22 protein-coding genes and 1 riboswitch are annotated in these 22,564 nt (G+C 67.4%); of the genes, 15 read left to right on the top strand and 7 right to left on the bottom strand.

Annotated features, from left to right (window positions below; all coding sequences use genetic code 11):
• Nucleotides 1-14 precede the first annotated feature (14 nt).
• From lgt to J2W23_RS00615, 7 genes are all read left to right on the top strand, one after another.
• Entirely contained in the window at nt 15-839 is an 825-nt protein-coding gene (gene lgt, locus J2W23_RS00645; RefSeq protein WP_307647309.1) for a prolipoprotein diacylglyceryl transferase, read from the top strand.
• Nucleotides 840-1,002: 163 nt separating this feature from the next.
• On the top strand, nt 1,003-1,671 hold the full coding sequence (locus tag J2W23_RS00640; protein WP_176657900.1) for a GntR family transcriptional regulator: 669 nt from the start codon (nt 1,003-1,005) through the stop codon (nt 1,669-1,671).
• 46 nt (nt 1,672-1,717) lie between these two features.
• Nucleotides 1,718-3,184, top strand: coding sequence for a malonyl-CoA decarboxylase (locus J2W23_RS00635; protein ID WP_176657899.1), 1,467 nt, complete (start codon nt 1,718-1,720; stop codon nt 3,182-3,184).
• 83 nt (nt 3,185-3,267) lie between these two features.
• Entirely contained in the window at nt 3,268-4,251 is a 984-nt protein-coding gene (locus J2W23_RS00630; protein ID WP_307647308.1) for a Bug family tripartite tricarboxylate transporter substrate binding protein, read from the top strand.
• Nucleotides 4,248-5,021: an enoyl-CoA hydratase/isomerase family protein gene (locus J2W23_RS00625; RefSeq protein ID WP_307647307.1), complete on the top strand. Its 774-nt coding sequence runs from the start codon at nt 4,248-4,250 to the stop codon at nt 5,019-5,021. Before J2W23_RS00630 ends, J2W23_RS00625 begins: the two co-directional genes overlap by 4 nt.
• A 23-nt stretch (nt 5,022-5,044) precedes the next feature.
• The gene (locus J2W23_RS00620) at nt 5,045-6,580 is read left to right on the top strand and encodes a malonate--CoA ligase (protein WP_307647306.1); all 1,536 of its coding nucleotides are present in this window, start codon (nt 5,045-5,047) and stop codon (nt 6,578-6,580) included.
• A gap of 125 nt (nt 6,581-6,705) precedes the next feature.
• On the top strand, nt 6,706-7,356 hold the full coding sequence (locus J2W23_RS00615) for a DUF4189 domain-containing protein (RefSeq protein WP_307647305.1): 651 nt from the start codon (nt 6,706-6,708) through the stop codon (nt 7,354-7,356).
• A gap of 25 nt (nt 7,357-7,381) precedes the next feature.
• On the opposite strand, the gene J2W23_RS00610 is transcribed toward J2W23_RS00615, so the two are convergent.
• From J2W23_RS00610 to J2W23_RS00600, 3 genes are all read right to left on the bottom strand, one after another.
• Nucleotides 7,382-9,085 (bottom strand): serine hydrolase, encoded by a 1,704-nt coding sequence (locus tag J2W23_RS00610; protein WP_307647304.1) that lies wholly within the window; start codon nt 9,083-9,085, stop codon nt 7,382-7,384.
• Nucleotides 9,086-9,159: 74 nt separating this feature from the next.
• Entirely contained in the window at nt 9,160-10,221 is a 1,062-nt protein-coding gene (locus J2W23_RS00605) for a phenylacetaldoxime dehydratase family protein (RefSeq protein ID WP_307647303.1), read from the bottom strand.
• 17 nt (nt 10,222-10,238) lie between these two features.
• Nucleotides 10,239-11,273: a carbon-nitrogen hydrolase family protein gene (locus tag J2W23_RS00600; protein ID WP_176657892.1), complete on the bottom strand. Its 1,035-nt coding sequence runs from the start codon at nt 11,271-11,273 to the stop codon at nt 10,239-10,241.
• Nucleotides 11,274-11,441: 168 nt separating this feature from the next.
• Here J2W23_RS00600 and J2W23_RS00595 point away from each other — a divergent pair, with 168 nt between their 5' ends.
• A complete protein-coding gene (locus J2W23_RS00595) occupies nt 11,442-12,404 on the top strand; it encodes an AraC-like ligand-binding domain-containing protein (RefSeq protein ID WP_307647302.1) in 963 nt (320 codons plus the stop codon).
• A gap of 6 nt (nt 12,405-12,410) precedes the next feature.
• Here J2W23_RS00595 and J2W23_RS00590 read toward each other — a convergent pair whose 3' ends face one another.
• The 4 genes from J2W23_RS00590 to J2W23_RS00575 form a co-directional block, all read right to left on the bottom strand.
• Nucleotides 12,411-12,836 (bottom strand): universal stress protein, encoded by a 426-nt coding sequence (locus J2W23_RS00590; protein WP_307647301.1) that lies wholly within the window; start codon nt 12,834-12,836, stop codon nt 12,411-12,413.
• A 65-nt stretch (nt 12,837-12,901) separates the two neighbouring features.
• A complete protein-coding gene (locus J2W23_RS00585; protein WP_176657889.1) occupies nt 12,902-13,723 on the bottom strand; it encodes a sulfite exporter TauE/SafE family protein in 822 nt (273 codons plus the stop codon).
• Nucleotides 13,724-14,005: 282 nt separating this feature from the next.
• Complete coding sequence (locus tag J2W23_RS00580) at nt 14,006-14,338, bottom strand: cell division protein ZapA (protein WP_307647300.1); 333 nt, start codon at nt 14,336-14,338, stop codon at nt 14,006-14,008.
• A complete protein-coding gene (locus J2W23_RS00575; protein ID WP_013541792.1) occupies nt 14,335-14,559 on the bottom strand; it encodes a hypothetical protein in 225 nt (74 codons plus the stop codon). The genes J2W23_RS00580 and J2W23_RS00575 overlap by 4 nt, the downstream gene beginning before the upstream one ends.
• Before the next feature lie 116 nt (nt 14,560-14,675).
• Between J2W23_RS00575 and J2W23_RS00570 the strand changes: the two genes are divergently transcribed.
• The 7 genes from J2W23_RS00570 to J2W23_RS00540 all read left to right on the top strand — a co-directional run bounded on the left by J2W23_RS00570 (nt 14,676) and on the right by J2W23_RS00540 (nt 22,559).
• The gene (locus J2W23_RS00570) at nt 14,676-16,274 is read left to right on the top strand and encodes a flavin monoamine oxidase family protein (RefSeq protein WP_307647299.1); all 1,599 of its coding nucleotides are present in this window, start codon (nt 14,676-14,678) and stop codon (nt 16,272-16,274) included.
• Between the two features lie 25 nt (nt 16,275-16,299).
• Nucleotides 16,300-16,719, top strand: coding sequence for a c-type cytochrome (locus J2W23_RS00565; protein ID WP_307647298.1), 420 nt, complete (start codon nt 16,300-16,302; stop codon nt 16,717-16,719).
• Between the two features lie 62 nt (nt 16,720-16,781).
• Nucleotides 16,782-17,315 (top strand): RidA family protein, encoded by a 534-nt coding sequence (locus J2W23_RS00560; RefSeq protein ID WP_373423852.1) that lies wholly within the window; start codon nt 16,782-16,784, stop codon nt 17,313-17,315.
• A 64-nt stretch (nt 17,316-17,379) separates the two neighbouring features.
• Nucleotides 17,380-17,646: riboswitch (cobalamin riboswitch) on the top strand.
• 105 nt (nt 17,647-17,751) lie between these two features.
• Nucleotides 17,752-19,713 carry a TonB-dependent receptor domain-containing protein gene (locus J2W23_RS00555; RefSeq protein WP_307647297.1) on the top strand — a complete coding sequence of 654 codons (1,962 nt, stop codon included), beginning with the start codon at nt 17,752-17,754 and terminating at the stop codon, nt 19,711-19,713.
• Entirely contained in the window at nt 19,698-21,125 is a 1,428-nt protein-coding gene (locus tag J2W23_RS00550) for a cobyrinate a,c-diamide synthase (protein ID WP_307647296.1), read from the top strand. The genes J2W23_RS00555 and J2W23_RS00550 overlap by 16 nt, the downstream gene beginning before the upstream one ends.
• Nucleotides 21,115-21,690, top strand: coding sequence for a bifunctional adenosylcobinamide kinase/adenosylcobinamide-phosphate guanylyltransferase (locus J2W23_RS00545; protein ID WP_176657884.1), 576 nt, complete (start codon nt 21,115-21,117; stop codon nt 21,688-21,690). The genes J2W23_RS00550 and J2W23_RS00545 overlap by 11 nt, the downstream gene beginning before the upstream one ends.
• The gene (locus J2W23_RS00540) at nt 21,690-22,559 is read left to right on the top strand and encodes an ABC transporter substrate-binding protein (RefSeq protein ID WP_307647295.1); all 870 of its coding nucleotides are present in this window, start codon (nt 21,690-21,692) and stop codon (nt 22,557-22,559) included. The genes J2W23_RS00545 and J2W23_RS00540 overlap by 1 nt, the downstream gene beginning before the upstream one ends.
• Nucleotides 22,560-22,564: the final 5 nt, after the last annotated feature.

The following is a 22,564-nucleotide window of genomic DNA, read 5'->3' as shown; positions in this document are numbered from 1 at the left end:
GGCACAATCCGCGGATGCTCATGTATCCGCAGATCAATCCCATCGCCTTGCAGTTGGGGCCCGTCGCCATCCATTGGTATGGCCTGACTTATTTAGCGGCCTTCGCGCTGTTCTATTTCCTCGGCACGCGCCGCCTGCACCATGAGCCGTACCGCTCGCTGGTCGGGCAGGGCGCTTGGCAGCGCAAGGACATCGAGGACATCCTTTTCCTCGGCGTGATGGGCGTCATCGTCGGCGGGCGCCTGGGCTACTGCCTGTTCTACAAGCCCGAGTTCTATCTCACGCATCCGCTGGAAATCCTCTACGTCTGGCAGGGCGGCATGAGCTTCCACGGCGGCATGCTGGGGGTGATCGGCGCGATGGTGTGGTTCTCGCGTTCGCGCGCGCGGCCGTTCTGGCAGGTGATGGACTTCGTTGCGCCTTGCGTGCCGACCGGCCTCGCCGCGGGCCGCGTGGGCAACTTCATCAACGGCGAACTCTGGGGCCGTTTCAGCAGCCCCGACTTGCCTTGGGGCATGGTGTTTCCGCAAAGCGGCTCGATGCTGCCGCGCCATCCCTCGCAGATCTACCAGTTCCTGCTCGAAGGCCTGCTGCTGTTCGTGATCATGTGGCTCTATGCGCGCAAGGAACGCAAGCAAGGGCAGGTGGCCGCGGTGTTCCTGATCGGCTACGGCGCGCTGCGCTTCTTTGCCGAGTACTTCCGCGAGCCCGACGACTTCCTCGGCCTCCGGGCCTTGAGCCTGAGCCAGGGGCAATGGCTCAGCGTGCCGATGGTGATTGCCGGCATCGCGCTGTGGTTCTGGTTCGGTCGCTCGAAGGCGGTCACCGCACGCGCCTGAGTTGAGCGCCCCGGGGCGACCCGGGCGCTGCGGGCGATCTCAGGGTAATCACGGGCCGCGCGGGGCGCCCGTGACACTTGCGCCACATTGTTTGCGCGCTCACAATTACGCGTAATTACAGGAAATTACGCCAAACCACCCACGGTCGAGAGTCCCCATCTCCATGCGCCTGGTCCCCAACTCCCTGCACGACGAAGTCGCCGCGACGCTGCGCGAGCAGATCTTCGAGGGGGCGCTGGCGCCGGGCAGTTTCCTTGACGAGGTGGCGCTGTGCGAGCGGCTCTCCATCTCCCGCACGCCGCTGCGCGAGGCGCTCAAGGTGCTCACCGCCGAAGGGTTGCTCCGGCACGAACCGCGGCGCGGCTGCTTCGTCAACGAGGTGACAGAGCGCGACCTCGACGAGATCTTCCCTGTGATCGCGCTGCTCGAAGGCCGTTGCGCCTACGAGGCCGCCCGCAACGCCAGCGATGCGGAGCTGCACGAACTCGACGCGCTGCACGAACGCCTGGAGCGCCACGCCAAGGCGCGCCGCATCAACGACTACTACGCCACCAACCACGTCATTCACGAGGCGATCATCAAGCTCGCCGACAACCGGTGGCTCGCGCAGGTGATCGGCGACCTGCGCAAGATCTTGAAACTCGCGCGCCTGCAGCAACTGCATGCGCCGGGCCGGCTCGACCAGAGCCTGTCGGAGCACCTGGCTGTGTTCGCCGCCCTCAAGGCGCGCGACAGCGAAGGTGCCGATGCCGCCATGCGCACGCACCTGACGCGGCAGCGCGAAGCGCTGCGCGAAGTCGCGCGGCAACAGAAATCCAGGGTGATGCCGTGACCATTTGCCGCGGCGCGCCCGAACCCATCTACAGGGGAGTCCATCGATGAGTGCGACCGAATGGTTCCAGGCGCGGCTGCGCTCTGGCGAAAAGTCCAAGGTGCCCGTGGCGCCCGAAGGTGCCGCGAAGAGCGGGCCCAAGAATGCGGCCAAGCCCAGCGAGCGCTCGACCGCCGAGCGCCTGCAGGTCACGCTGCGCAAGGCCGACGAGGCGCTGTCGCCGCGCGCACTGCGCCGCGTGCTCGCCGACCTGCAGGCCGTGATCGATCCGCGCGTGAGCGAGGTCGAGGGCGGCCGCCGGGCCCACGCCATCGCACAGGCCTACGCCGCGGCCACCCCCGAGGAGCGCCGCGACTATTGGGCCCTGATGAGCGAGCATTTCGCCGCCGATGCGCAAAAGCTCAAGACCGCGCGCGACCAGCACCAGGCCGCGGTCGGCACGCCCGACGAAGGGCAGGCCGAATTGAAGCTGCGCCGCGCGCTCGTCTCGCCGCGCATGCGCCTCTTGCAGCGCTTTGCGGTCGAGCCCACGGGCATGCGCTTCCTGGTCGACCTGCGCGCCGACCTGCTGCCTTGCCTGAAGGCCGACAAGCGCCTGCTCGCGCTCGATGCCGAGCTGGAGCAACTTTTCTCCACCTGGTTCGACGTCGCCTTCCTCGAGCTGCGCCGCATCGACTGGGATTCGCCGGCCTCGCTGATCGAGAAGCTCATCCGCTACGAGGCGGTGCACGACATCAAGAGCTGGTCCGACGTGAAGAACCGTCTGGACGACAGCGATCGCCGCTGCTATGGCTTCTTCCATCCGCGCCTGCCCAACGAGCCGCTGATCTTCGTCGAGGTGGCGCTGGTCGACCGCATCAGCGACGGCATCACGCCGCTGCTCGACGAGGCGGCCGTGCCGGTGCTGCCCGCCAAGGCGACCACCGCGATCTTCTATTCGATCAGCAACACCCAGAACGGCCTGCGCGGCGTGAGCTTCGGCGACTCGCTCATCAAGCGCGTGGTCGAGACGCTGCAGGACGAGCTGCCGCGCCTGAAGACCTTTGCCACGCTCTCGCCGATTCCGGGCTTTCGCACCTGGCTCGCAAAGAATGCCGCCGATCTCATGCCGCGCCTGGACGAGAAGCGCGAGGCCGAGCTTGGCCGCCTCGTCGGCTCGGTGCCGCCCACGGCGGAGCGCCTGCTTGCTGCCGTGGAAGCCGCCGCCACCTTCGATGCCAAGTCGCCGCTGCGCCAATGGCTGCTGCAGGCCGCCGCCGAGTACCTGGGCCGTGCGCTGGTCGACGGCACGCCGGCCGACCCGGTTGCGCGCTTCCATCTGGGCAACGGCGCACGGGTCGAACGGCTGAACTGGGCCGGCGATCCGTCGCCCAAGGGGCACAAGCAGTCGTACGGGCTCATGGTCAATTACCTGTACGACCTCAAGCGCCTCGACAAGCATCGGACCTGGCTGGGCGACGGCAAGGTCGCGGTATCGGGAGACATCGAAAGCCTGTTCTTCAAAAAAGGCTGAACGTTCGAAAACAAGGCGGGCGCGGAGAAGGCGCCTAACGCCGCATGGGGCGGCAAAATCCACAACGATCGGAGAAGAGACAAATGAACCAGAGTTTTCAGCGACGTGACGTTCTGCGCGTGGCCGCCGCCGGTGCGGCCGTTCTTTGCGGCGCCGCGCGCGCGCAGGGCTGGCCGACCAAGCCGGTGACGATGATCGTGCCGTTCCCGGCCGGGGGCGGCACCGATGCCTTCGCGCGACCGCTGTCGGGCCAGTTCACCAAGGTGGCAGGCCAGACGCTGGTGATCGACAACCGCGGCGGCGCCGGCGGCACGCTGGGCGCGAGCATCGCGGCCAAGGCACCGGCCGACGGCTACACGCTCTTCATGGGCGCCGTGCACCATGCCATCGCGCCCTCGGTGTACCCCAAGCTCGACTACGACATCGAGAAGGACTTCGTGCCGCTGATGCTGCTGGCCAACGTGCCGCAGGTGGTGGTCATCAACCCCAAGCGCGTGCAGGCCAACACCATCCAGGAATTCATTGCGCTGGTAAAGCGCAACCCGGGCAAGTTCAACTACGGCTCGGCCGGCTCGGGCACCTCGCACCACCTGGCGGGCGAGCTCTTCAAGATCCAGACCGGCACCTTCATCACCCACATCCCGTACCGCGGCGCGGGCCCGGCGCTGTCGGACCTGATCTCGGGCAACGTCGACCTGATGTTCGACGGCTTGGGCTCTTCGGCCCAGCACATCAAGAGCGGCCGCATCAAGGCGCTGATGGTCGCCGGCACCAAGCGCAACCCGGCCTTCCCCGATGTGCCGTGCGCAGCCGAAGTGGGCCTGCCCGACTACACCGTCACCACCTGGTATGGCCTCTGGGCGCCCAAGAACACACCGGCCGAAGCGCAGGCGCGTGCGGTCGACGACATGAAGAAGGCACTCGCCACCGACGAGCTCAAGGCCATCTGGGCGCAGAACGGCTCCGAGATCCCGACCCTCACCATGGCGGCCTACGGCGGCTTCGTGAACGCCGAAATCAAGCGCTGGGCCACGGTCGTGAAGGCGTCGGGCGCCAAGCTCGAATGACGGCTGCGGGCACTGTGTTGCTGCGCCGCGAAGGCGCGGTGGCGGTCGTCACGCTGTCGAACGCGGGCCGCCTCAATGCGATGACGCGTGCGATGTGGCGCGCGCTGCGCGTGGCGTTCGCGGAGCTGGACGATGCCGGCCTTCGATGCATCGTGATCCGCGGGGAGGGCGGCGCCTTCTGCGCGGGCGGCGACATCTCCGAGTACCCGTCGTTCCGCTTCGAAGAGCCGAGCCTGCGCGAGTTCCACGAAAACGAGGTGTGGGCCGCGCTGCAGGCCTTGCTCGATTGCCCCGTGCCGCTGGTCGCGCAGATCGAGGGCGCCTGCATGGGGGCCGGCATCGAGATCGCGAGCTGCTGCGACATTCGCATTGCCGGCGCCTCCGCGAAGTTCGGCGCGCCGATTGCCAAGCTGGGCTTTCCCATGGCACCGCGCGAAGCGGCGCTCGTGCATGGCGCCGTCGGCGACGTGCTCGCGCGCGACATGCTGCTGGCCGCCGGCGTGCACGGCGCCCAGCGCCTGTACGACGCGGGCTTCCTGCTGCAGGTGCTGCCCGACAACGAAGTCGCGACCGCCGTGCAGGTGCACGCCGACCGCATCGCCGCGCTCGCGCCGCAAGCCGCGCGCCTGCACAAGCGCACCTTCGCCATGCTGAAGGCCGGCGCGCAATCCACGCAGAGCCTGCTCGCCACGGCCTACGACTACGCCGATTCCGCCGAGCACCGCGAAGGCATTGCAGCCTTCCTTGCCAAGCGCACACCGAATTTCTGAAGTACTGGTTCAAAGACGAAGCGATGAAGAAGCCAACCAACGCCAACCTGTTCGCCGCCTTGCGCGCGGCCTTTCCCGCCGACCTCGACGGCATCGCGGTCGAGACGGACAACGGTCTTTTCTACTCGTGGCGCGACCTCGAACGCGCGAGCGCGATGATCGCCAACCTGCTCGATGCGCTGAAGCTCGAGAAGGGCGCGCGCATCGCGGTGCAGGTCGAGAAATCGGTCGAGGCGATGCTGCTGTACCTCGCCACGCTGCGCGCGGGCTACGTGTTCCTGCCGCTCAACACCGCCTACCAGAGCGCCGAGATCGAGTACTTCATCGGCAATGCCGAGCCCGCGGTCGTGGTGTGCACGAGCTGCAATGCATCGTGGGTCGGGCCGATCGCCAATGCGGCGGGCACGCGGCATGTGTTCACGCTCGACGACGACCGCACCGGCACGCTGCTCGAAGTGGCGGCGCAGTGCAGCGACAAGCACACGCCCGCGAAGAAGTCGCAGGGCGACCTCGCCGCGATCCTCTACACCAGCGGCACCACCGGCCGCAGCAAGGGTGCGATGCTCACGCACGGCAACCTGCTGTCGAACGCCGAGGTGCTCAAGGACTACTGGGGCTGGACGCCCGGCGATGTGCTGGTGCACACGCTGCCGATCTTCCACGTGCACGGCCTCTTCGTCGCGCTGCACGGCGCGCTGCTCAACGGCAGCAAGATGCTGTGGTTCTCCAAGTTCGACCCGAAGCGCATCGTCGCCAAGCTGCCCGAAGCCACCGTGTTCATGGGCGTGCCCACGCTCTACGTGCGCCTCCTGGCGGAGCCGGGCCTCACGCGCGAGGCGGTTCGCAACATGCGGCTCTTCGTCGCGGGCTCGGCGCCGCTGCTCATTGAAACCTTCGACGAGTGGAAGACGCGCACCGGCCACACGATCCTCGAGCGCTACGGCATGAGCGAGACGGTCATGCTCACCTCCAACCCCTACAAGCCCGAGCAGGGCGAGCGCCGCGGCGGCACGGTCGGTTTCGCCTTGCCGGGCGTTCAATTGCGCGTGCGCGACGACAAGGGCAACGACTGCACCACCGACGAGATCGGCGGCATCGAGGTCGCCGGCCCCAACGTGTTCGCCGGCTACTGGCGCATGCCCGAGAAGACCAAGGAAGAGTTCACCGCCGACGGCTTCTTCAAGACCGGCGACGTCGGCAAGATCGACGGCCGCGGCTACATCACCATCGTCGGGCGCAGCAAGGACCTGATCATCAGTGGCGGCTACAACGTCTACCCGGCCGAAATCGAGGGCTACATCAACGAGATGGCGGGCGTGGCCGAGAGCGCGGTGATCGGCGTGCCGCACCCCGACTTCGGCGAAGTGGGCGTGGCCATCGTGATCGCCAAGGCGGGCACGGCCATCGATGCCGATGCCATCGTGGCGGAGCTCAAGTCGAAGCTTGCGAACTTCAAGATTCCCAAGCGCTGCTTCGTCGTGCCGGAGCTGCCGCGCAACACGATGGGCAAGGTGCAGAAGGCGCTGCTGCGCGCCGAGCACAAGGGGCTGTTTGCCTAGGAAACTAGAGAAAAAGTCGTCACCCCGAGGCGCCTGCTCGTTACTTTGGGCACTGGCGCCCGCGCACTCCCGCCGCTAGCATTTCGACGCGAAGTTGCTCGTGCCGAAAGAATGGGATGCTTTCAATGAATCAACGCGCCATGCAAGCGATCGTCGCAGTCTGGATGTTCTGCATGGCTGGCTCGGCCGTTGCGCAATGCCAGGCCGGCATGCCCACCGTTCCGGGTGCGGGGTGCGTCCCGCGCGACTACATCGAGAACAGCAACAGGGGCGGCGGATACCAGCAGCAGCCGCAGTACGCTCCCGAGGTACCTGGGCCGCGCTACAGGGATTCCCCCCCACCGCCGATCCTTCCGGTCATCGAGTACGGCGCCCACGCGATGACGACGGACAACGAGTCGCTGTTCGGTGGAACGGGCACCCTCAGTTCGAACAGCGCGCAAAAGCTCGTGCTGGACTTCTGCCGTCAACGGACCGGCAAGGAATGCAAGGTGCTCGCCGTCTTCAAGGACACCTGCCAAGGCTTTGCGTTCGATCGGAAGAACACGCCTTACCGGGGCGTCGACAACGATCCTCGCAAGGCCGTGCGCGAAGCCATGGGTGCCTGCATCCGTGCCAGCGGCAAGGCGGGGCAGTGCCGTCTGTGGAAGCTGCCGATCTGCGCCGGCAACGATTACGTGGGGTCCGACTTCAACGCCTCGAAGAAATGGGATTCCAACGAGTACGAAGCCCAGGTGCGCTCATGGACGGCCACCGCGGAACGCGAGCTGCGGTAAGGCGGCCAGCCAACTAGGTGCCGAACTAGGTACCGGGCGCTCTCGGCGCAACGGCCGTGAGGCGCGGCTCGTGAAAGATCAGCGCGTCCACCGTCTCCGGTGACGGCCGGCGGAACTCCACCCCGAAACCTTCCAGCGTATCGACCTTGAACCGGCGTCCATCGGCCGGATGGAGGCGGTAGGTCGGCTGGCCCGGGATCGTCATGTTGAGTTCGCCGTGGGCATCGAGGCGGATCTCGATCACGCGGCCTGCGTGCAGGTAGTCACCGGCACACAGCCGGCGGAACGCGAGGTCCAGCACATCGCCGGCCGCGATGCGGCGGAACACGATGTCGTCCACCATCTGCTCGAAGGGAATCTCGAGGCGGTCGATGTGGCCGTGCCGGTCGTAGCGGAAGGTGACGGTGTGGTCGCTGGGATGCAGCACCGTCGGCCGGTCGGGCGTGACGAAGACGTCGTAGTGCCGATGCCCAAGCTTCTCCGCAATGCCGCGCCAGCGCCACGCGAGGCCGTCCGCTTCCTTGTCGATGCGGATGCGCCCATAGGCCGGGTGTTCGTAGTCGCCGGCATAGTCGTCCAGCGGATGGCTGGGCAGGGTGTTGCCGTGGCGCACGTCGGCCCTGGCCTTTTTATCGAGCTTGATCTGCTCGACGGCTTGCCTGCGCTTCGGTGCGAGCCTGCCGAACCAGTCGACGGGGTCGCGGCCGCAGAGGCGGTCGAGCGCCGCGAAGGTGAGGATCGGCGTGGCTCCGCCCGGCGCGCGGTTCGTCAGCACCACCACGCCCGCACGGCGTTCGGGCTGCAGCGTCATGAGCGTGCTCCAGCCGGTCCAGGAGCCTGAATGCGCGATCGTGCGCTCGCCGCGGTATTGCTCGCAGAAGAGGCCCAGGCCGTAGTGCGAATCGCCGATCTCGGTGTATTCGGAACGGCCCATGTGCACGCGCGGCGTCGTCATTTCTCGCAGTGACTTTGCGGAGAGCAACTGGCGGCCGTCCGCTTTGCCGTCCAGCAGGAAGCGCGCCCACTTTGCGAGGTCGGCCACCGAGGCGTTGATGCCGCCGGCAGGCGTGGCGCGAATGGGCGACAGCGGCGTGCGGTAGCGCGCATCGCCGTCCATCGCATGCGGGCGGGCACCGTCTTCGGCGGCGCCGAGCGCCTCGATGGAAAAGCCGAAGTTCCTGAAGCCCAGCGGCTTCATCAGGCGCTCGGTCGTGAAGTCTTCGTAGCGCTGGCCGCTGATGCGCTCGGTGATCATTCCCGCGACGAGGTAGCCCAGGTTCGAGTACTGGAAGGTGTCGCGCAGGTCCTTGCTCGGCGCGAGATGCCTGAGCGCCGCGAGCATCTGCGCGTTGCTCAGGTCGCCGGGCATGTGGATCCAGTCGTGGCGCGGCAGGCCGCTGTGGTGGCACAGCAGGTCGCGCACCGTGAGCCGCCCGGTCGCCACGGTGTCGTGCAGGCGGAATTCGGGGAGCACCTCGCGCACCGGCCGGTCCCAGTCGAGCTTGCCTTCGTCGACCAGCAGGCCGAGCCCGGCGGCGGTGAACGACTTGGTGATCGAGCACAGCAGGAACTGCGTGTCGGTGGTCACGGGCAGGCCGGTGTCGGTGTCGCGCACGCCGTAGCCCTTCAGCAGCGCCACCTCGCCGTCCTGTATCACCGCCAGCGCGAGGCCGGGGACTTGCCATTCCTGCATCGAGGCTTCGACGAGGCTTTCGAGTTCGCTCCACATGGTCGGGGTCCTTGCCTTGCGGCCTTGAGAAACAGGGGGCGAATCCTAAGGCAATCCCGCGCGTGGAATTTCTCCTATGTCGAAGCGAGCCCGTTCATGAGCCCGCTGCGCGCGTGGCAGTTGATGTATTCGTAGCTCTGCTCGTCGGCCTTGAGTACCGACACTTCGTGGTACACGCGCAGCTGCAGCTGGAAATTCAGCGCCTGTACGTAGCGCATGAAGCTGCCGAAGATCGCGACGTGCGTGGGGTGCGACTCGGCCCAGCGCTCCATGTCGGCGAGCGAGCGCCAGTAGCTCAGGCCGAACGATTTCTGCTGCGGCGCGCCCTTGGCGTCGAGGTGGTGCATGTAGCGGTTGCTGTAGCAGCCGATGCCCAGACCCTGGTCGCGCAGGAACGCCATGCCTTCGCGCAGCACCGGTTCCATGTCTTCGAGGTAGAGCGTGCGCTCCTGGCCGGTGGTGTCGGTCCATTCCTGGCCGGAGCGGATCATCGCGATGTTCTCGTGGCCCGCGATGCGCACGCGCTGGCCCGGCGCGGGCGTGCCAGCCACCACGGCGCGCGTGCCCGAGGGCGACAGCGCATCGGTCTGCGAAAGCGGGATGCGGTCGCGCATCGATCCCCAGTAGCCGTGCTCCTGCAGCTCGCCGCTGACCTCTCCCATCACCACGCCGACGCCCTCGAAGCGGTCCGGCGTGTTGAACATGGTCTCGAAGTGCGCGACGCGCGGTGAGGCGATTTCGCGGAAGTAGCCGAGGCCTTCGTTCAGCCGCTCGTCGGAGCGCCACCATGCGTCGACGGCAGGCGTGGCGCTCCAGCGCGCGAAGGCCGCGGCGTCGTCCCAGTAGGCGATGGCGACCATGTTGTCGAAGCCATCGGCATCGACGTAGTGCGCGAGGTCGTGATGACCCGGCCCATCGGGCAGCGCGAAGTCGCGTGCGATCTTCGTCAGCGCGGCGCAGGCGCGGCCCTGCATCTCGGGGCCGCGCGACTGCACGCCGAAATAACCCATCACCACCTGCGTCACCGAGGTCGGCGCGCGGGCCGACCAGACGGGGTAGGGCGGCGTGTAGTCGTCCTCGACGCGGCGGTGCCGCGTGCGGGGGCATTTCAGGTGCTCGGCGATGGCGGATTCCATGGCGGGACTCCGGGCGGTCAGGCGGCGAGCTGCAGGCGCGGCTCGGTGCCCGCGGTCACTGCTTCGGGCGCACTGCTCTCGGGCTCCGGCGTGCGCTGGAAGACCACGGGCTCGCGGCGCGTCCTGTTGAGCAGCAATTGCGTGACATCGGGTCGAGAGTAGTGGCCGCTCGGATCGGCCGCCGCCTTGGCGAGCGAGATCATTCCCAGGTCGATGTCGGCGATCACCAGGCCCTCCTGGTCTTCGGCCAGCGGCGTGCCGAGCGGCGACCCGTCGGGCGCGAAGATGCGCGCAAAGCCGCCGCCGGTGCGCAGCATCTGCTGCTTGCCGGCATCGGTGCACATGAGGTCGCTCATCGCGGGCGAGACGGTCGCGCACGGCGCGATCACGAAGCACTGCCCCTCCGCGGCGTAGACCTGGCTCGCCGCGTTGTTGACCTCCGGCCCGAGCGCGTAGGCCGCGCCGCGGTAGAGCGAGAAGCTGGGCCATGCGCCGCAGTGGATCTGCTCGTTCTGCGCATACATCGCGTACTTGCTGAGCGGCTGCAGGTGCTCCCAGCACGAGAGCGAGCCGACGTTGCCGATGGCCGTCTCGGCCACCGCGAGGTCGGAGCCGTCGCCTTCGCCGAACACGGTGCGCTCCACGTGCGTGGGCTTGAGCTTGCGGCGCGTCTGCACGGTGTGGCCCTGGTCGTCGATGAGTGCCTGCGCGATGTAGAGGCTGCCCGCGGCCTTCTCGCTGTAGCCGAGCGACACCCAGATCCTGTGCTTGCGCGCCGCGTCCCTGATGCGGTCGAACTCCGCCGAGCCGACCACCAGCGAGTTGTCGTGGTAGCGCTGCACGAACTGCATGCCCCAGGCGGGCGAATCGAGCCAGATCCACCACGGGTAGCCGGGCACCCAGGTCTCGGGAAAGGCAATGAGCTTCACGCCCTGGCCCGCAGCCTCGGCCATGAGGTCGATGGTCTTGTCGATGGTGCCGTCGAGGTCGAGGAACACGGGCGCGGCCTGCACGGCGGCGACGCGGAGCTTGGGGTGAACAGTGGTGGGCATGGCGGCCTCCGGAGTTGGTGGATGAAACAACTTCGCACACCGCCAACACGGGTTTGCGCGGTGGCATGCGGGTTGCTTGAAGCGTAGATTCGCCGCCGCGGAACGCCTTGATCCGAACTGGCGGCGTTCTTGTTCCAGCGTTGCATGTACGCGTTTTCCGGGGGCCCCATGAACCAGTTGCTCAGCACCGATGCCGTGGCGCGCGACCAGCGCCTGGCCTACTGGACCGACATGATCTGCAACGTCTACGTGCAGCTCGGGTGCGACCCGGTGCGGCCGGACGACATCGGCCGTTTCGAGGGCAGCATCCGCCAGCACTCGCTGCCGAGCCTCGATGTGTCAGTGGTCAAGTCGGGCGCCCAGAAGGTCATGCGCACGAGCGGGCACATCGCGCGCTCGGGCGACGACTATTTCCTCGTGAGCATCCAGGCGCAGGGCCGCGGCGTGGTGCGGCAGGATGGGCGCGATGCGGTGCTCTCGGCCGGCGACTTCGCGCTGTACGACAGCACGCGGCCCTATCAACTGCTGTTCGACGACAGGTTCGAGCAGATCGTGCTCAAGCTGCCCGGCGAGCGGCTTCGCAGCGAGCTGCGCGACACCGAGGCGCTGACGGCGACCACGGTGTCAGGCAAGGAGGGCGCGGGGCATCTGCTGCTCGGCATGATCCGCACGCTGCGCGAAGACATCGACACGCTGCAGCCGGCATCGGCACTGGCTGTGGCAAATGGCGTGCAGAGCATCCTCGTGGCGGGCCTGCAGACGCTGCCGGCGGCGCGTGCGCCATCGCTCAGCAACCTCACGGCGTACCACCTCGCGCGCGTGAAGCGATGCATCGACGAGCAGTTGGCCGATCCGTCGTTGTCGGTGGGCAGCATCGCGGCGTCGCTCGGGGTGTCGGCGAGCCATGTGCATCGCGTGTTCAAGAGCGAGCCGCTGACGCCTTCGCAGTACATCTGGGAGCGCCGGCTCGAAGCGTGCAGCCGTGACCTGCTGGAGCCGCGTCTCGCAGGCAAGCCGGTGGGGGAGATCGCGTATGGGCGCGGCTTCAACGATGCGGCGCATTTCAGCCGCGCGTTCCGCGAGCGCTTCGGCTGCTCGCCGCGCGAATGGCGGCAGCAGCGGGCGCAGTAGGGCCTTCTACTGGACGAGAAGAACCGAGGTGTCGGTCTCGCCGATCACCTTGGTCGCGACCGAGCCCATCAGCGCGCGTCCGAAGATGCCGTGGCCGTGGGTGCCCAGCACGATCAGCTCGGCATGCGCGGCGGTGGCCGACTTCAGGATTTCCTCGGCCGGGTGGCCGTGGCGCTCGTCGATCGTGTAGTTGCCGATGCCCTTGTCGGCCAGGAGCGCCTTCACCGGATCGAGCACCTTGGCACTTTCCTCGGCGTAGTACTCGTTCACGATCTCCTTGCTGAGGTGCCGTGTCACGTGGCCCGAGATGCCGGTGCACACATGGACCACGATGAGCTCGTGCCCGTCCACGAACATGGTGCGGTTTGCGACGAGGTAGTCGAGCGCCTTGCGGGTGTAGGCGCTGCCATCGACGGCGATGAGGATTTTCATGAAACCGTTATACGGCCGCATTCCGTGGGTCGCAACGGGTCACACCCCCGGACCATGGGGGTTTTTCAGCCGCGAAGGCCCTTCCAGAGCATGTAGGCGGCCAGCAGATAGAGGATGCTCGCGAACACCCGCTTGAGCTTCTTCACCGGCAGCGTGTGTGCGGCCTTGGCGCCCAGCGGTGCGGTGAACACGCTGCACAGGGCAATCACCACCAGAGCCGGCAGCCAGATGTAGCCGAAGGAGCCCGCCGGGAGGCCCTGCACTGTCTGGCCGCTGATCGCGTAGCCGAGCACGTTGGCCACCGCGATGGGAAAGCCCAGCGCCGCGCTGGTGGCCACCGCGTTGTGGATCGATATGTTGCACCACGTCATGAACGGCACGCTGATGAAGCCGCCGCCCGCGCCCACCAGGCCCGAGATGAAGCCGATCACGCCGCCGCCCGCGAGCTGGCCTGCGGTGCCCGGCATCTGGCGCGTGGGCTTGGGTTTCTTGTCGAGGAACATCTGCGTGGCCGAGAAGCCGACGAACAGCGCGAAGAAGATGGCGAGCGCCGTGCCCTTGAGCAGCGCGAACACGCCCAGGCTCCCGGCCAGGCTGCCGATCACGATGCCAGGCGCCAGGCGCTTGACGATGTCCCAGCGCACCGCGCCGCGCTTGTGGTGCGCGCGCACGCTGGAGACCGAAGTGAAGATGATGGTGGCCATCGACGTGGCGATCGCCATCTTCACTGCGAGGTCGGACGACACGCCGCGATGGCCCATGATGATCGTGATGAAGGGCACCATCAGCATGCCCCCGCCGATGCCCAGCAGCCCCGCGAGAAAGCCGGTACCGAGGCCGAGTGCGGCCAGTTCAAGAATCAGGAGGGGGTCGAGGAATTCGGTCACGCTGCGGGTCTTCGGACAAAGCAACGGCCCCGAGCAGTGCGTGCTGGGGGCCGTGCCGATGGAAAAAGGTGTCTGCAAGTGGGCGCCGAACCCGCATCCTGAACCAGGGTTCAGGTGGGCGAGGGCAGCAAGACTTCGGGTTCATCTGACGCGAGATGATCACGCCCGTCAAGCGATGTACCAAGCCCGGCTCCGGAGAGCATTGGAACAAGGAAATATTAAGCCCGACGCGCACCGCAGACAGTTCGGATTTTACGCTCCGTATGAGTCCATGGTGTTCATTCAGAGCAAATGACCATCGCCGGCCAGCGCCTGATCGAGCTTTTGAATGAGCTGGGCGGCCTTGGCATCGACCTCGCCGGGCTCGGTCGTGGTAGAGGCGGGCGCTGCGGCAGGTGCTGCAACCGCGGCTGCTTGTTGTGCCGCAAGGTCGAAGGCGAGATTCAGCGAGGCCAGCACCGCAATGCGATCGCGCGCCTTGACTTTTCCTGCATCGCGGATCTTGCACATGGCGGCATCCACGCGTTCGACCGCATCGCGCAGTTGCGGCTCGCCGCCGTCGGGACAGCCGAGCAAATAGCTCTGGCCCATGATCTGTACTTCTATCTGCTTCATGCGGTGGAGTCTTCGGGAGGTGGTTCAGCCGGCAGCCGCTCGAGCAGCGCATCCAGGCGCGTGCGTGCCGCAGCGAGCCGCGACTTGAGCCCGTCGCGTTCGCGCACGAGCGCATCGACCTGTTCCTGGAGCAGCGCATTGGTGCGCTGTACCTCTTCGTGACGCACGAGCAAGCGTTCCACACGCTCGGCGATCTGATCGATGGGGCTGGAGGCGGGCATGGTTGGCGATTGTAGTTTCCCGGGGAAATGGGGCCCGCCGGCAGGGCGCGCGGTGCCTTGTCTGGCATGGATTCTGCTGCCTTCACAGTGGCCTTTCAAACATTTATAGCCACCTCATGACCACGAAGAACAACACTCTATTCAGTCGGCGTGACCTGCTCACGCTCATCGGCAAGACCGCCGGCGGCGGCGCGATGTACCAGGCGATGACCTCTCTCGGTTTCGCCGCCGAGTCCAGCTACAGCGGCCCTCCGAAACTCGATGGCGCAAAGAAGGGCGCTTCGGTGCTGGTTCTTGGTGCGGGCCTGGCTGGCATGGCCGCTGCGCTCGAACTGCGCAATGCGGGCTACTCGGTGAAGGTGCTCGAGTTCAGCAACCGCGCAGGCGGCCGCTGCTGGACGCTGCGCGGCGGCGACACCTTCACGGAGCTCGGCGGTGCCGTGCAGCAGTGTGGCTTCGCGAAGGGCGAGTACTTCAATCCTGGTCCGTGGCGCATACCTTTTCATCACCATGCGGTGCTCGGCTACTGCAAGCGGCTGGGCGTTGCGCTCGAGCCCTTCATCCAGGTCAACTACAACGCGCTCGTGCATTCGAGCAAGGCCTATGGCGGCAAGCCGCAGCGCTATCGCCATGTGCAGGCCGACTACCAGGGCTACGTGGCCGAGCTGCTCGGCAAGGCGACGCAGCAGGGCAACCTCGATGCGGCGCTGACGAAAGAAGACAAGGAAAAGCTGCTCGAGGGCCTGCGCCGTTGGGGCGCTCTCGATACGCAGTTCCGTTATCGCGAAGGCACCGTCAGCAGCGATCGCCGCGGCTACGAAATCGATGCCGGCGGCGGCCTCATGCCGTTGGCCAAGCCATCGAAGCCGCTCGACATGAGCGAACTGCTGCAATCAAACCTTTGGCGTTACATCGCGAGCGGACAGGACTACGAATTCCAGAGCGCGATCTTCCAGCCCGTGGGCGGCATGGACATGATCGCCAAGGCCTTCCAGAAAGAAGTCGGCAGCCTCATTCGCTACGGCGCGAAGGTCACCAAGATCGAGCAGAACGACCGCGGCGTCACCGTTACCTACACCGATGAAGCCAAGGGCGGCGCGGTCACGCAGGCCAAGGCCGACTGGTGCCTGTGCACCATTCCGCTGTCGGTGTTGAGCCAGATCGAGATCCAGGTCGGCGCACCGATGCAGGAGGCCATCAACGCCGTGCCTTATGGCGCATCGGTGAAAGTAGGTCTGCAGTTCAAGCGCCGCTTCTGGGAAGAAGACGAACACATCTACGGCGGCATCAGCTACACCGATCTGCCGATCTCGCGCATCTCGTACCCCTCGACACGTTACGGCGCCAAAGGCAAGGCGGTGGTGCTCGGTGCCTATGTGTTCGATGGCCCGAACTCCTATGAATTCACCGCGATGGCACCCGAGGAGCGCGTGCGCCGCGCGGTCGAGTACGGCACGCAGCTGCATCCGCAGTACGCGAGCGAGTTCGACAACGGCATTTCGGTCGGCTGGCACCGCGTGCCGGGCACGCACGGCTGCTACGGCATGTGGACCGACGAGACGCGCCAGAAGCACTACAAGAACCTGTGCCAGGTCGACGGGCGCATCGCGCTCGCGGGAGAGCACGCTTCCTACATTCCGGCCTGGCAGGAGGGGGCGCTGCTCTCGTCGCTCGATGCCATCCAGCGGCTGCATGCCCGCGCCGTCGCCGCGTGACCGCCTAGTGAAGGACACACCCACCATGAACAACAACCTCACGACCTTCAAGCGCGCGGTGCTCGGCCTTTCGTTCGGCGCCGTCGCTTCGATGAGCGGGCACGCCTTCGCGCAATCGCCCGAGCCCGCGTTCTCCGTCGGCCCGCGCTTCCAGGAGAGCTCGGGCGAATCGATCTACCGCGCCACCTGCCAGGGCTGCCACATGGCGCAGGGGCAGGGCGCGAAGGGCGCGGGCGCCTACCCGTCGCTCGCATCGAATCCGCGGCTCGCGAGCGCGGAGTACCCCCTCTACGTGGTCATCAACGGCCAGAAGGGCATGCCCGCCTTCGGCAAGATGCTGAGCGACGAGCAGATCGCTGCCGTGGTCGGCTATGCGCGCACGCATTTCGGCAACCAGTACGCCGATGCGATTCCCGCGGAGAGCGTCAAGAAGCTGCGGCCTTGACTTCACCGCGACCTCCGGCAGATCCTTCCTTCATTCATCCACCCCGCAGAGAGACAACACGCATGACCATGACCCTCCTCACCCAGACGAAGAAACTGGCGCTCGCCGCCGCCCTGTTCGCAGCCGCTTGCGGTGCGGCGCACGCGGCCGACGAAGTCATTCGCCACCGCATTCCGAACTCCACCTTTCCGATCGCGGCCGCGGTGGAGGTTCCTTCGTCCTTCACCAACGTGTACCTCTCGGGCCAGGTGCCGCCGCTGCAGGACGCGGCCGCGCCCAAGAACAGTGCCGCGGCCTACGGCGGCGACACCAAGGGCCAGACCATCGGCGTGCTCAAGGCCATCGAGAAGAGCCTCACGGGCCTGGGTCTCACGATGGGCGACGTGGTGAAGATGCAGGTGTTCCTGGTGGGCGATCCGGCCAAGGACAACAAGATGGACTTCGCCGGCTTCATGGAGGGCTACACCCAGTTCTTCGGCACCACGGCGCAGCCCAGACTGCCGGTGCGCTCGACGATGCAGGTGGCGGCGCTGGTCAACCCGGCGTACCTGGTCGAGATCGAGGTGACGGCGGTCCGCCCGGCCAAATCGAAGTAGCCTCCCTGGCGGTACGAGTGGCGCAGCAGCCACAACTTTCGACTTAGCGCCGCCGCCGCAGGGCCTAAAATCCCGCCCGTTGGTGCTCGCGCCGTGGTTCGCACGGTGCAGTTCAACGGGAAGCAGGAGTGAACGCCCCCGAGAAGTCCGCAAGCCGGACATCGGACCCAGGCCGAAGCCGCCTGCGCTGCCCCCGCAACGGTCAAGCAGACGACGCCGCAAGGCGCCACCCCTTTCCATCCAGCCACTGGGCGCCCTGAAACAGGTGCCTGGGAAGGCGGCAAGGGGCCGTTCTGCCAGCCCGGATACCGGCCAACAAGGCGGCTGCCGCATGCATGAACGAACGAATAAACCGGTTCATGCCTGTGGCGGTCATTGCGCCCAGGGCGCCGGCGGGGAGGCCGGCCAGGGGCATTGACGTTCGTTCGGCTCACTCATGATTTCCTGCGTTTTCCATTCCCGCGCCTCTCGCGGTCGCGCGCCTGCGCCCATTCGCCATCGCGGCCTTGCCTGCCTGCCGCTTGCGCTGGCCTCGGCCTTCGGCGGCCTTGCATTGATCCAGTTGCCCACACTTGCGCATGCGCAGGAAAAAGCAGCAGCCACGCTCGGCGAAACGGTGGTCACGGCCAACCGCACGCCGCAGCCGCTGTCGGACCTGGTGGGCGACGTGTCCATCATCGACCGCGAAACCGTCGAGCGCAGCGGCGCGACCGGCGTGGCCGACGTGCTGGCCCGCCAGCCCGGCATCGAGATCACGCGCAACGGCGGCGTGGGCAACAACACCAGCCTTTACATCCGCGGGGCCGAGACGCGCTTCACCGCCGTCTACCTGGACGGCGTGCGCATCGACTCGCAATCGACCGGCGGCGCTGGCTGGGAAGGCATTCCGCTCGCGCAGATCGACCGCATCGAAGTGCTGCGCGGCCCGGCCGCCGCGGTGTACGGCTCGGACGCCATCGGCGGCGTGATCCAGCTCTTCACCAGGCGCGGCGAAGAGGGTGTGTCGCCCTACGCGGGCATCGGCTTCGGCAGCCACGGCCTTCGCAAGATCGAAGGCGGCGTGAGCGGCAAGTCGGGCCTGTTCGACTATTCGTTCGGTGTCGCGCATGAAGAAAGCAAGGGCTTCAACGTGCAGCCCGCCGACAAGCGCACGCCCTCGAAGGACGGCTTCACCAGCCCCGACCGCGACGGCTACCGCAGCACCTCGGGCAACCTGAAGCTGGGCTTCCAGATCACGCCAGACCAGCGCATCGAAGCCACCTTGCTCCAGAGCAACGTCGAGGCCGGCTACGACGCCTCGGTCAGCTTCAGGACCCGGCCGCCGATCCGCTTCAGGAACGACGTCTCGGACAACACGCTGCGCACCGCCGGCCTCACCTGGTCGGCCAAGTGGAACGAGATCTACAGCACCCGTGTGCAGGTGACTGACTCGCAATCGGTCTACAAGACGCAGCCTTCGTTCTATCGCACCGAGACCAACCTGCGCGGCTACCTGTTCCAGAACGAGTTCCGCTTCGGCCCGCACCTGGTGACGGCCACCCTGGAGCGCCGCGAGGATGCGCTGGAAAACGCACCCACCACCTCGGCCAAGCTGTTCTCGCAAGACCGCTCGCAGAACGCGCTCGCGCTCGGCTACGGCTTCGTGCAGGGCCCGCACTCGCTGCAACTGCATGTGCGCCGCGACCGGGACAGCGAGTTCGGCGGCAAGACCACCGGCAGCGCCGCCTACGGTTTCGCCATCCTTCCGTCGCTGCGCTTCACCGCATCGGCCGGCACCGCCTTCCGCGTGCCGACGCTCTACCAGCGCTTCAGCGAATACGGCGTGGCGACGCTGCAGCCCGAAGACAGCCGCAACGTCGAGCTGGGCCTGCACTACGCCAAGGACGGCACCACCGCCGGCATCGTGGTGTACCGCAACCGCGTACGCAACCTGATCAACTTCGTGGGCACCGCCACGGGCTGCGCCTCGACGTTCGGCTGCTACACCAACGTGGCCCGTGCCACGCTGCAGGGCGCGACGCTCTCGGCCAGCCAGCGCATCGGCGACGTCACGCTGCGCGCCTCGCTCGACGTGCAGGACCCCAAGGACGCAGACACCGGCAACCTGCTCGCGCGGCGCGCCAAGCGTCACGGCACGCTGGGCGCCGACTGGCGCGTGGCCGGCTGGACGCTGGGCGCGGAAGTGCAGGCATCGAGCCAGCGCTACGACGACGCGGCCAACAAGATCAAGCTGGGCGGCTATACGCTGCTGAACCTGTCGGCCAGTACGCAGATCGCACGGGACCTGAACCTCGTGGCCCGCATCGACAATGTGGGCGACAAGGACTACCAGTACGCACGCCTCTACGCCAACGGGGGCCGCACCGCCTACCTCGGCCTCAAGTGGACACCGCAGTAAACGACCTTTCGCCACGGCGCGACGGCACCGCAGCCTCTTGCGCCGCGGTGCTGATCGCTGCGCCCGCCTCGGGACAGGGCAAGACCACGGTGGCGGCTGCGCTCGCGCGGCTGCATGCGCGGCAAGGCCGGCGGGTGCGGGCCTTCAAGTGCGGGCCGGATTTTCTCGATCCGCACTGGCTGGCGCTCGCCACCGGCGCGCCGGTGCATTCGCTGGACCTGTGGATGACGGGCGAGGCCGATTGCCGGGGGCGCCTGCATGCCGCAGCGGCCGAAGCCGATCTCGTGATCGTCGAAGGCGTGATGGGTTTGTTCGACGGCACGCCTAGCGCGGCCGACCTCGCGGCGCGCTTCGGCCTGTCGGTGCTGGCCGTGATCGACGCGCACGCGATGGCCGGCACCTTCGGCGCGCTGGCCTACGGATTGCAGAACTTCAGGTCAGGCCTGCCGTGGGCCGGCGTGCTGGCCAATCGCGTGGCGAGCGAGCGGCATGCGGGCATGCTGAAGGACGCGCTGCGCGAGCCGTCGCAATGGATGGGCGCCTTGCCGCGCGATGCGCGGTTCGCATTGCCCGAACGGCACCTGGGCCTTGTCGGCGCGAACGAACTCGACGACGCGATGGCGCGGCTCGACGCGGCAGCCGACGTGCTGGCCGAAACGCCGCTGGGCCGGCTGCCGGTTTCGCAGTTGCCGCAGGTGCGCTTCGATGCGGCTCCTGCGCAAGATGCCGCCACGCCGCCACTGCTGGCGGGCCGAACCATCGCCATCGCGCGCGATGCGGCGTTCTCCTTCATCTATCCCGCCAACCTCGACGTGCTCTCGGCACTCGGTGCGCGGCTTTCATTCTTCTCGCCGCTGGCGGGCGATGCGTTGCCGGCCTGCGATGCCGTCTGGCTGCCGGGCGGCTACCCCGAGTTGCATGCCGAGGCACTGTCGGCCAACGAGCGGATGCGCGCCTGCCTGGCTGCGCATGTCGCCGCAGGCAAGCCCGTGTGGGCCGAGTGCGGCGGCATGATGGCGCTGTTCGACGAACTGGCCACGCACACCGATGCCGGGCCGCAGCAGGTGCGCCGCCTCTGGGGCCTGCTCCCCGGCCGCGTGACGATGCAGAAGCGCCTTGCCGGCCTCGGGCCGCAACAGCTCCAGCTTGGCAGCTACACCCTGCGTGGCCACACCTTTCACTATTCGAGCTGCGAAACGCCGCTCGCGCCTTCCGCCTACACCGCCCGGCCCGGCGCCACGCAGGCCGTCGGTGCGCGCGGCGGCGAGGCCTTCTATGTGCATGGCCCGGTGCGAGCCAGCTATTTCCATGCGTGGTTCGCTTCCAGCCCGGAAGCCACGGCGCGACTTTTCGGCGCCATGCCGATCGAGCTGGGCAACGATGCAGCAAAGGACGGGATCGATGAACGTTGAGCACGAATTCATCCTCGGCGGGCAAAAAAGCGGCAAGTCGCGCCGCGCCGAGCAGCGCGCCATCGACTGGCTGGCCGCCGCGCCCGGCGCGCACCGCGCGGTGCTGATCGCCACCGCACAGGCCCATGACGACGAGATGCAGGAGCGCATCGTGCGCCACCAGGCCGACCGCGCCCAGCGGGTGCCCGGCATGCGGACCATCGAGGAGCCGATCGAGCTCGGGCGCGCCATCGTCACGCAGAGCGCGCCCGAGACGCTGGTGGTGGTCGACTGCCTCACGCTCTGGCTCACCAATCTGCTGATGCCCATGCGCACAGAAGCCGCGCGCCCGGTGACGCGCACGCCCGCGGCGCACGCCACCATGCTGAAGATCGCGCTGCGCGAGGCGCGCGGACCGGTGGTGCTGGTCGGCAACGAGATCGGCCTGGGCGTGATTCCGCTCGGCCGGGAGACGCGCGCCTTCGTCGATGCGCTGGGCCGCCTGAACCAGGACGTGGCGGCCGCTTGCAGCCGCGTGACGCTGATGGCGGCCGGTCTGCCGCTGAGCCTGAAGGCGCCCGCCTGATGAAGATGAGTCGATTCCCCTCGCTCCTTGCCGCCATCGGCCTGTCGCTGTGCGCACTCGCGGCGCACGCCTTCGATGTGGTCGACGAACGCGGCATCACCGTGAGCCTGCCGCAGCCGCCGCAGCGCATCGTCTCGCTCTTGCCGTCGCTCACCGAATCCGTCTGCGCGCTCGGCGCCTGCGAACGACTGGTGGGGGTGGACAACTATTCCAACTCTCCGGCGTCGGTGCGCGCCCTGCCGCAGATGGGCGGCGGGCTCGAACCGAATGTGGAAGCCATCGTCGCGCTCAGGCCCGATGCGGTGCTGCTGGCCAAGTCGTCGCGCGTCACGCAGCGGCTCGAGGCGCTGGGCTTGAAGGTGCTGGTGCTCGAACCCAAGAGCCATGCCGACGTGCAGCGCGTGCTCGACAAGCTCGACCAGGTGCTCGGCACGCACGAGGCGCCGCGCGTGTGGCGCGTGATCGATGCGAGCGTGTCGGCGGCGGCGCAGTCGGTGCCCGCGAGCGTGCGGGGCAAGCGCGTGTACTTCGAGATCAACAGCACGCCGTATGCGGCGGGCGAGTCGTCGTTCATCGGCGAGACGCTCGCGCGGCTGGGCATGAAGAACATCGTGCCGGCCAGGCTCGGGCCGTTTCCCAAGCTGAACCCCGAGTACGTGGTGCGCGCGAATCCCGACCTCATCATGGTCAGCGTGCGCAGCGCGCAGGGGCTGGAGCAGCGGCCCGGCTGGGGCGGCATCCGCGCGGTGCGTGAAGGCCGCGTCTGCCGCTTCGATGCGCTGCAGTCCGATGTGCTCGTGCGCCCCGGCCCGCGCATGGACGAAGCCGCGCGCCTGATGGCGCAATGCCTGGTGGACAAGGGCAAGTGAGCGCC

The organism is Variovorax boronicumulans (assembly GCF_030812215.1).
Lineage (GTDB): Bacteria > Pseudomonadota > Gammaproteobacteria > Burkholderiales > Burkholderiaceae_C > Variovorax > Variovorax boronicumulans_C.
The sequence above is the reverse complement of the archived record's forward strand: the minus strand, read 5'-3'. Positions and strand labels throughout refer to the sequence as shown.

What these genes read in the sequence shown, in the direction of transcription:
- J2W23_RS00635 (WP_176657899.1), top strand. Translation starts at nt 1,718, where the DNA reads ATGAGTGCGACCGAATGGTTCCAGGCGCGGCTGCGCTCTGGCGAAAAG.
- J2W23_RS00575 (WP_013541792.1), bottom strand. Translation starts at nt 14,559, where the DNA reads ATGCCCGCCTCCAGCCCCATCGATCAGATCGCCGAGCGTGTGGAACGC.
- J2W23_RS00605 (WP_307647303.1), bottom strand. Translation starts at nt 10,221, where the DNA reads ATGGAATCCGCCATCGCCGAGCACCTGAAATGCCCCCGCACGCGGCAC.
- J2W23_RS00615 (WP_307647305.1), top strand. Translation starts at nt 6,706, where the DNA reads ATGAATCAACGCGCCATGCAAGCGATCGTCGCAGTCTGGATGTTCTGC.
- J2W23_RS00570 (WP_307647299.1), top strand. Translation starts at nt 14,676, where the DNA reads ATGACCACGAAGAACAACACTCTATTCAGTCGGCGTGACCTGCTCACG.
- J2W23_RS00630 (WP_307647308.1), top strand. Translation starts at nt 3,268, where the DNA reads ATGAACCAGAGTTTTCAGCGACGTGACGTTCTGCGCGTGGCCGCCGCC.
- J2W23_RS00595 (WP_307647302.1), top strand. Translation starts at nt 11,442, where the DNA reads ATGAACCAGTTGCTCAGCACCGATGCCGTGGCGCGCGACCAGCGCCTG.
- J2W23_RS00555 (WP_307647297.1), top strand. Translation starts at nt 17,752, where the DNA reads ATGATTTCCTGCGTTTTCCATTCCCGCGCCTCTCGCGGTCGCGCGCCT.
- J2W23_RS00540 (WP_307647295.1), top strand. Translation starts at nt 21,690, where the DNA reads ATGAAGATGAGTCGATTCCCCTCGCTCCTTGCCGCCATCGGCCTGTCG.
- J2W23_RS00610 (WP_307647304.1), bottom strand. Translation starts at nt 9,085, where the DNA reads ATGTGGAGCGAACTCGAAAGCCTCGTCGAAGCCTCGATGCAGGAATGG.
- J2W23_RS00620 (WP_307647306.1), top strand. Translation starts at nt 5,045, where the DNA reads ATGAAGAAGCCAACCAACGCCAACCTGTTCGCCGCCTTGCGCGCGGCC.
- J2W23_RS00560 (WP_373423852.1), top strand. Translation starts at nt 16,782, where the DNA reads ATGACCATGACCCTCCTCACCCAGACGAAGAAACTGGCGCTCGCCGCC.
- J2W23_RS00590 (WP_307647301.1), bottom strand. Translation starts at nt 12,836, where the DNA reads ATGAAAATCCTCATCGCCGTCGATGGCAGCGCCTACACCCGCAAGGCG.
- J2W23_RS00545 (WP_176657884.1), top strand. Translation starts at nt 21,115, where the DNA reads ATGAACGTTGAGCACGAATTCATCCTCGGCGGGCAAAAAAGCGGCAAG.
- J2W23_RS00640 (WP_176657900.1), top strand. Translation starts at nt 1,003, where the DNA reads ATGCGCCTGGTCCCCAACTCCCTGCACGACGAAGTCGCCGCGACGCTG.
- J2W23_RS00565 (WP_307647298.1), top strand. Translation starts at nt 16,300, where the DNA reads ATGAACAACAACCTCACGACCTTCAAGCGCGCGGTGCTCGGCCTTTCG.
- J2W23_RS00625 (WP_307647307.1), top strand. Translation starts at nt 4,248, where the DNA reads ATGACGGCTGCGGGCACTGTGTTGCTGCGCCGCGAAGGCGCGGTGGCG.
- J2W23_RS00580 (WP_307647300.1), bottom strand. Translation starts at nt 14,338, where the DNA reads ATGAAGCAGATAGAAGTACAGATCATGGGCCAGAGCTATTTGCTCGGC.
- lgt (WP_307647309.1), top strand. Translation starts at nt 15, where the DNA reads ATGCTCATGTATCCGCAGATCAATCCCATCGCCTTGCAGTTGGGGCCC.
- J2W23_RS00600 (WP_176657892.1), bottom strand. Translation starts at nt 11,273, where the DNA reads ATGCCCACCACTGTTCACCCCAAGCTCCGCGTCGCCGCCGTGCAGGCC.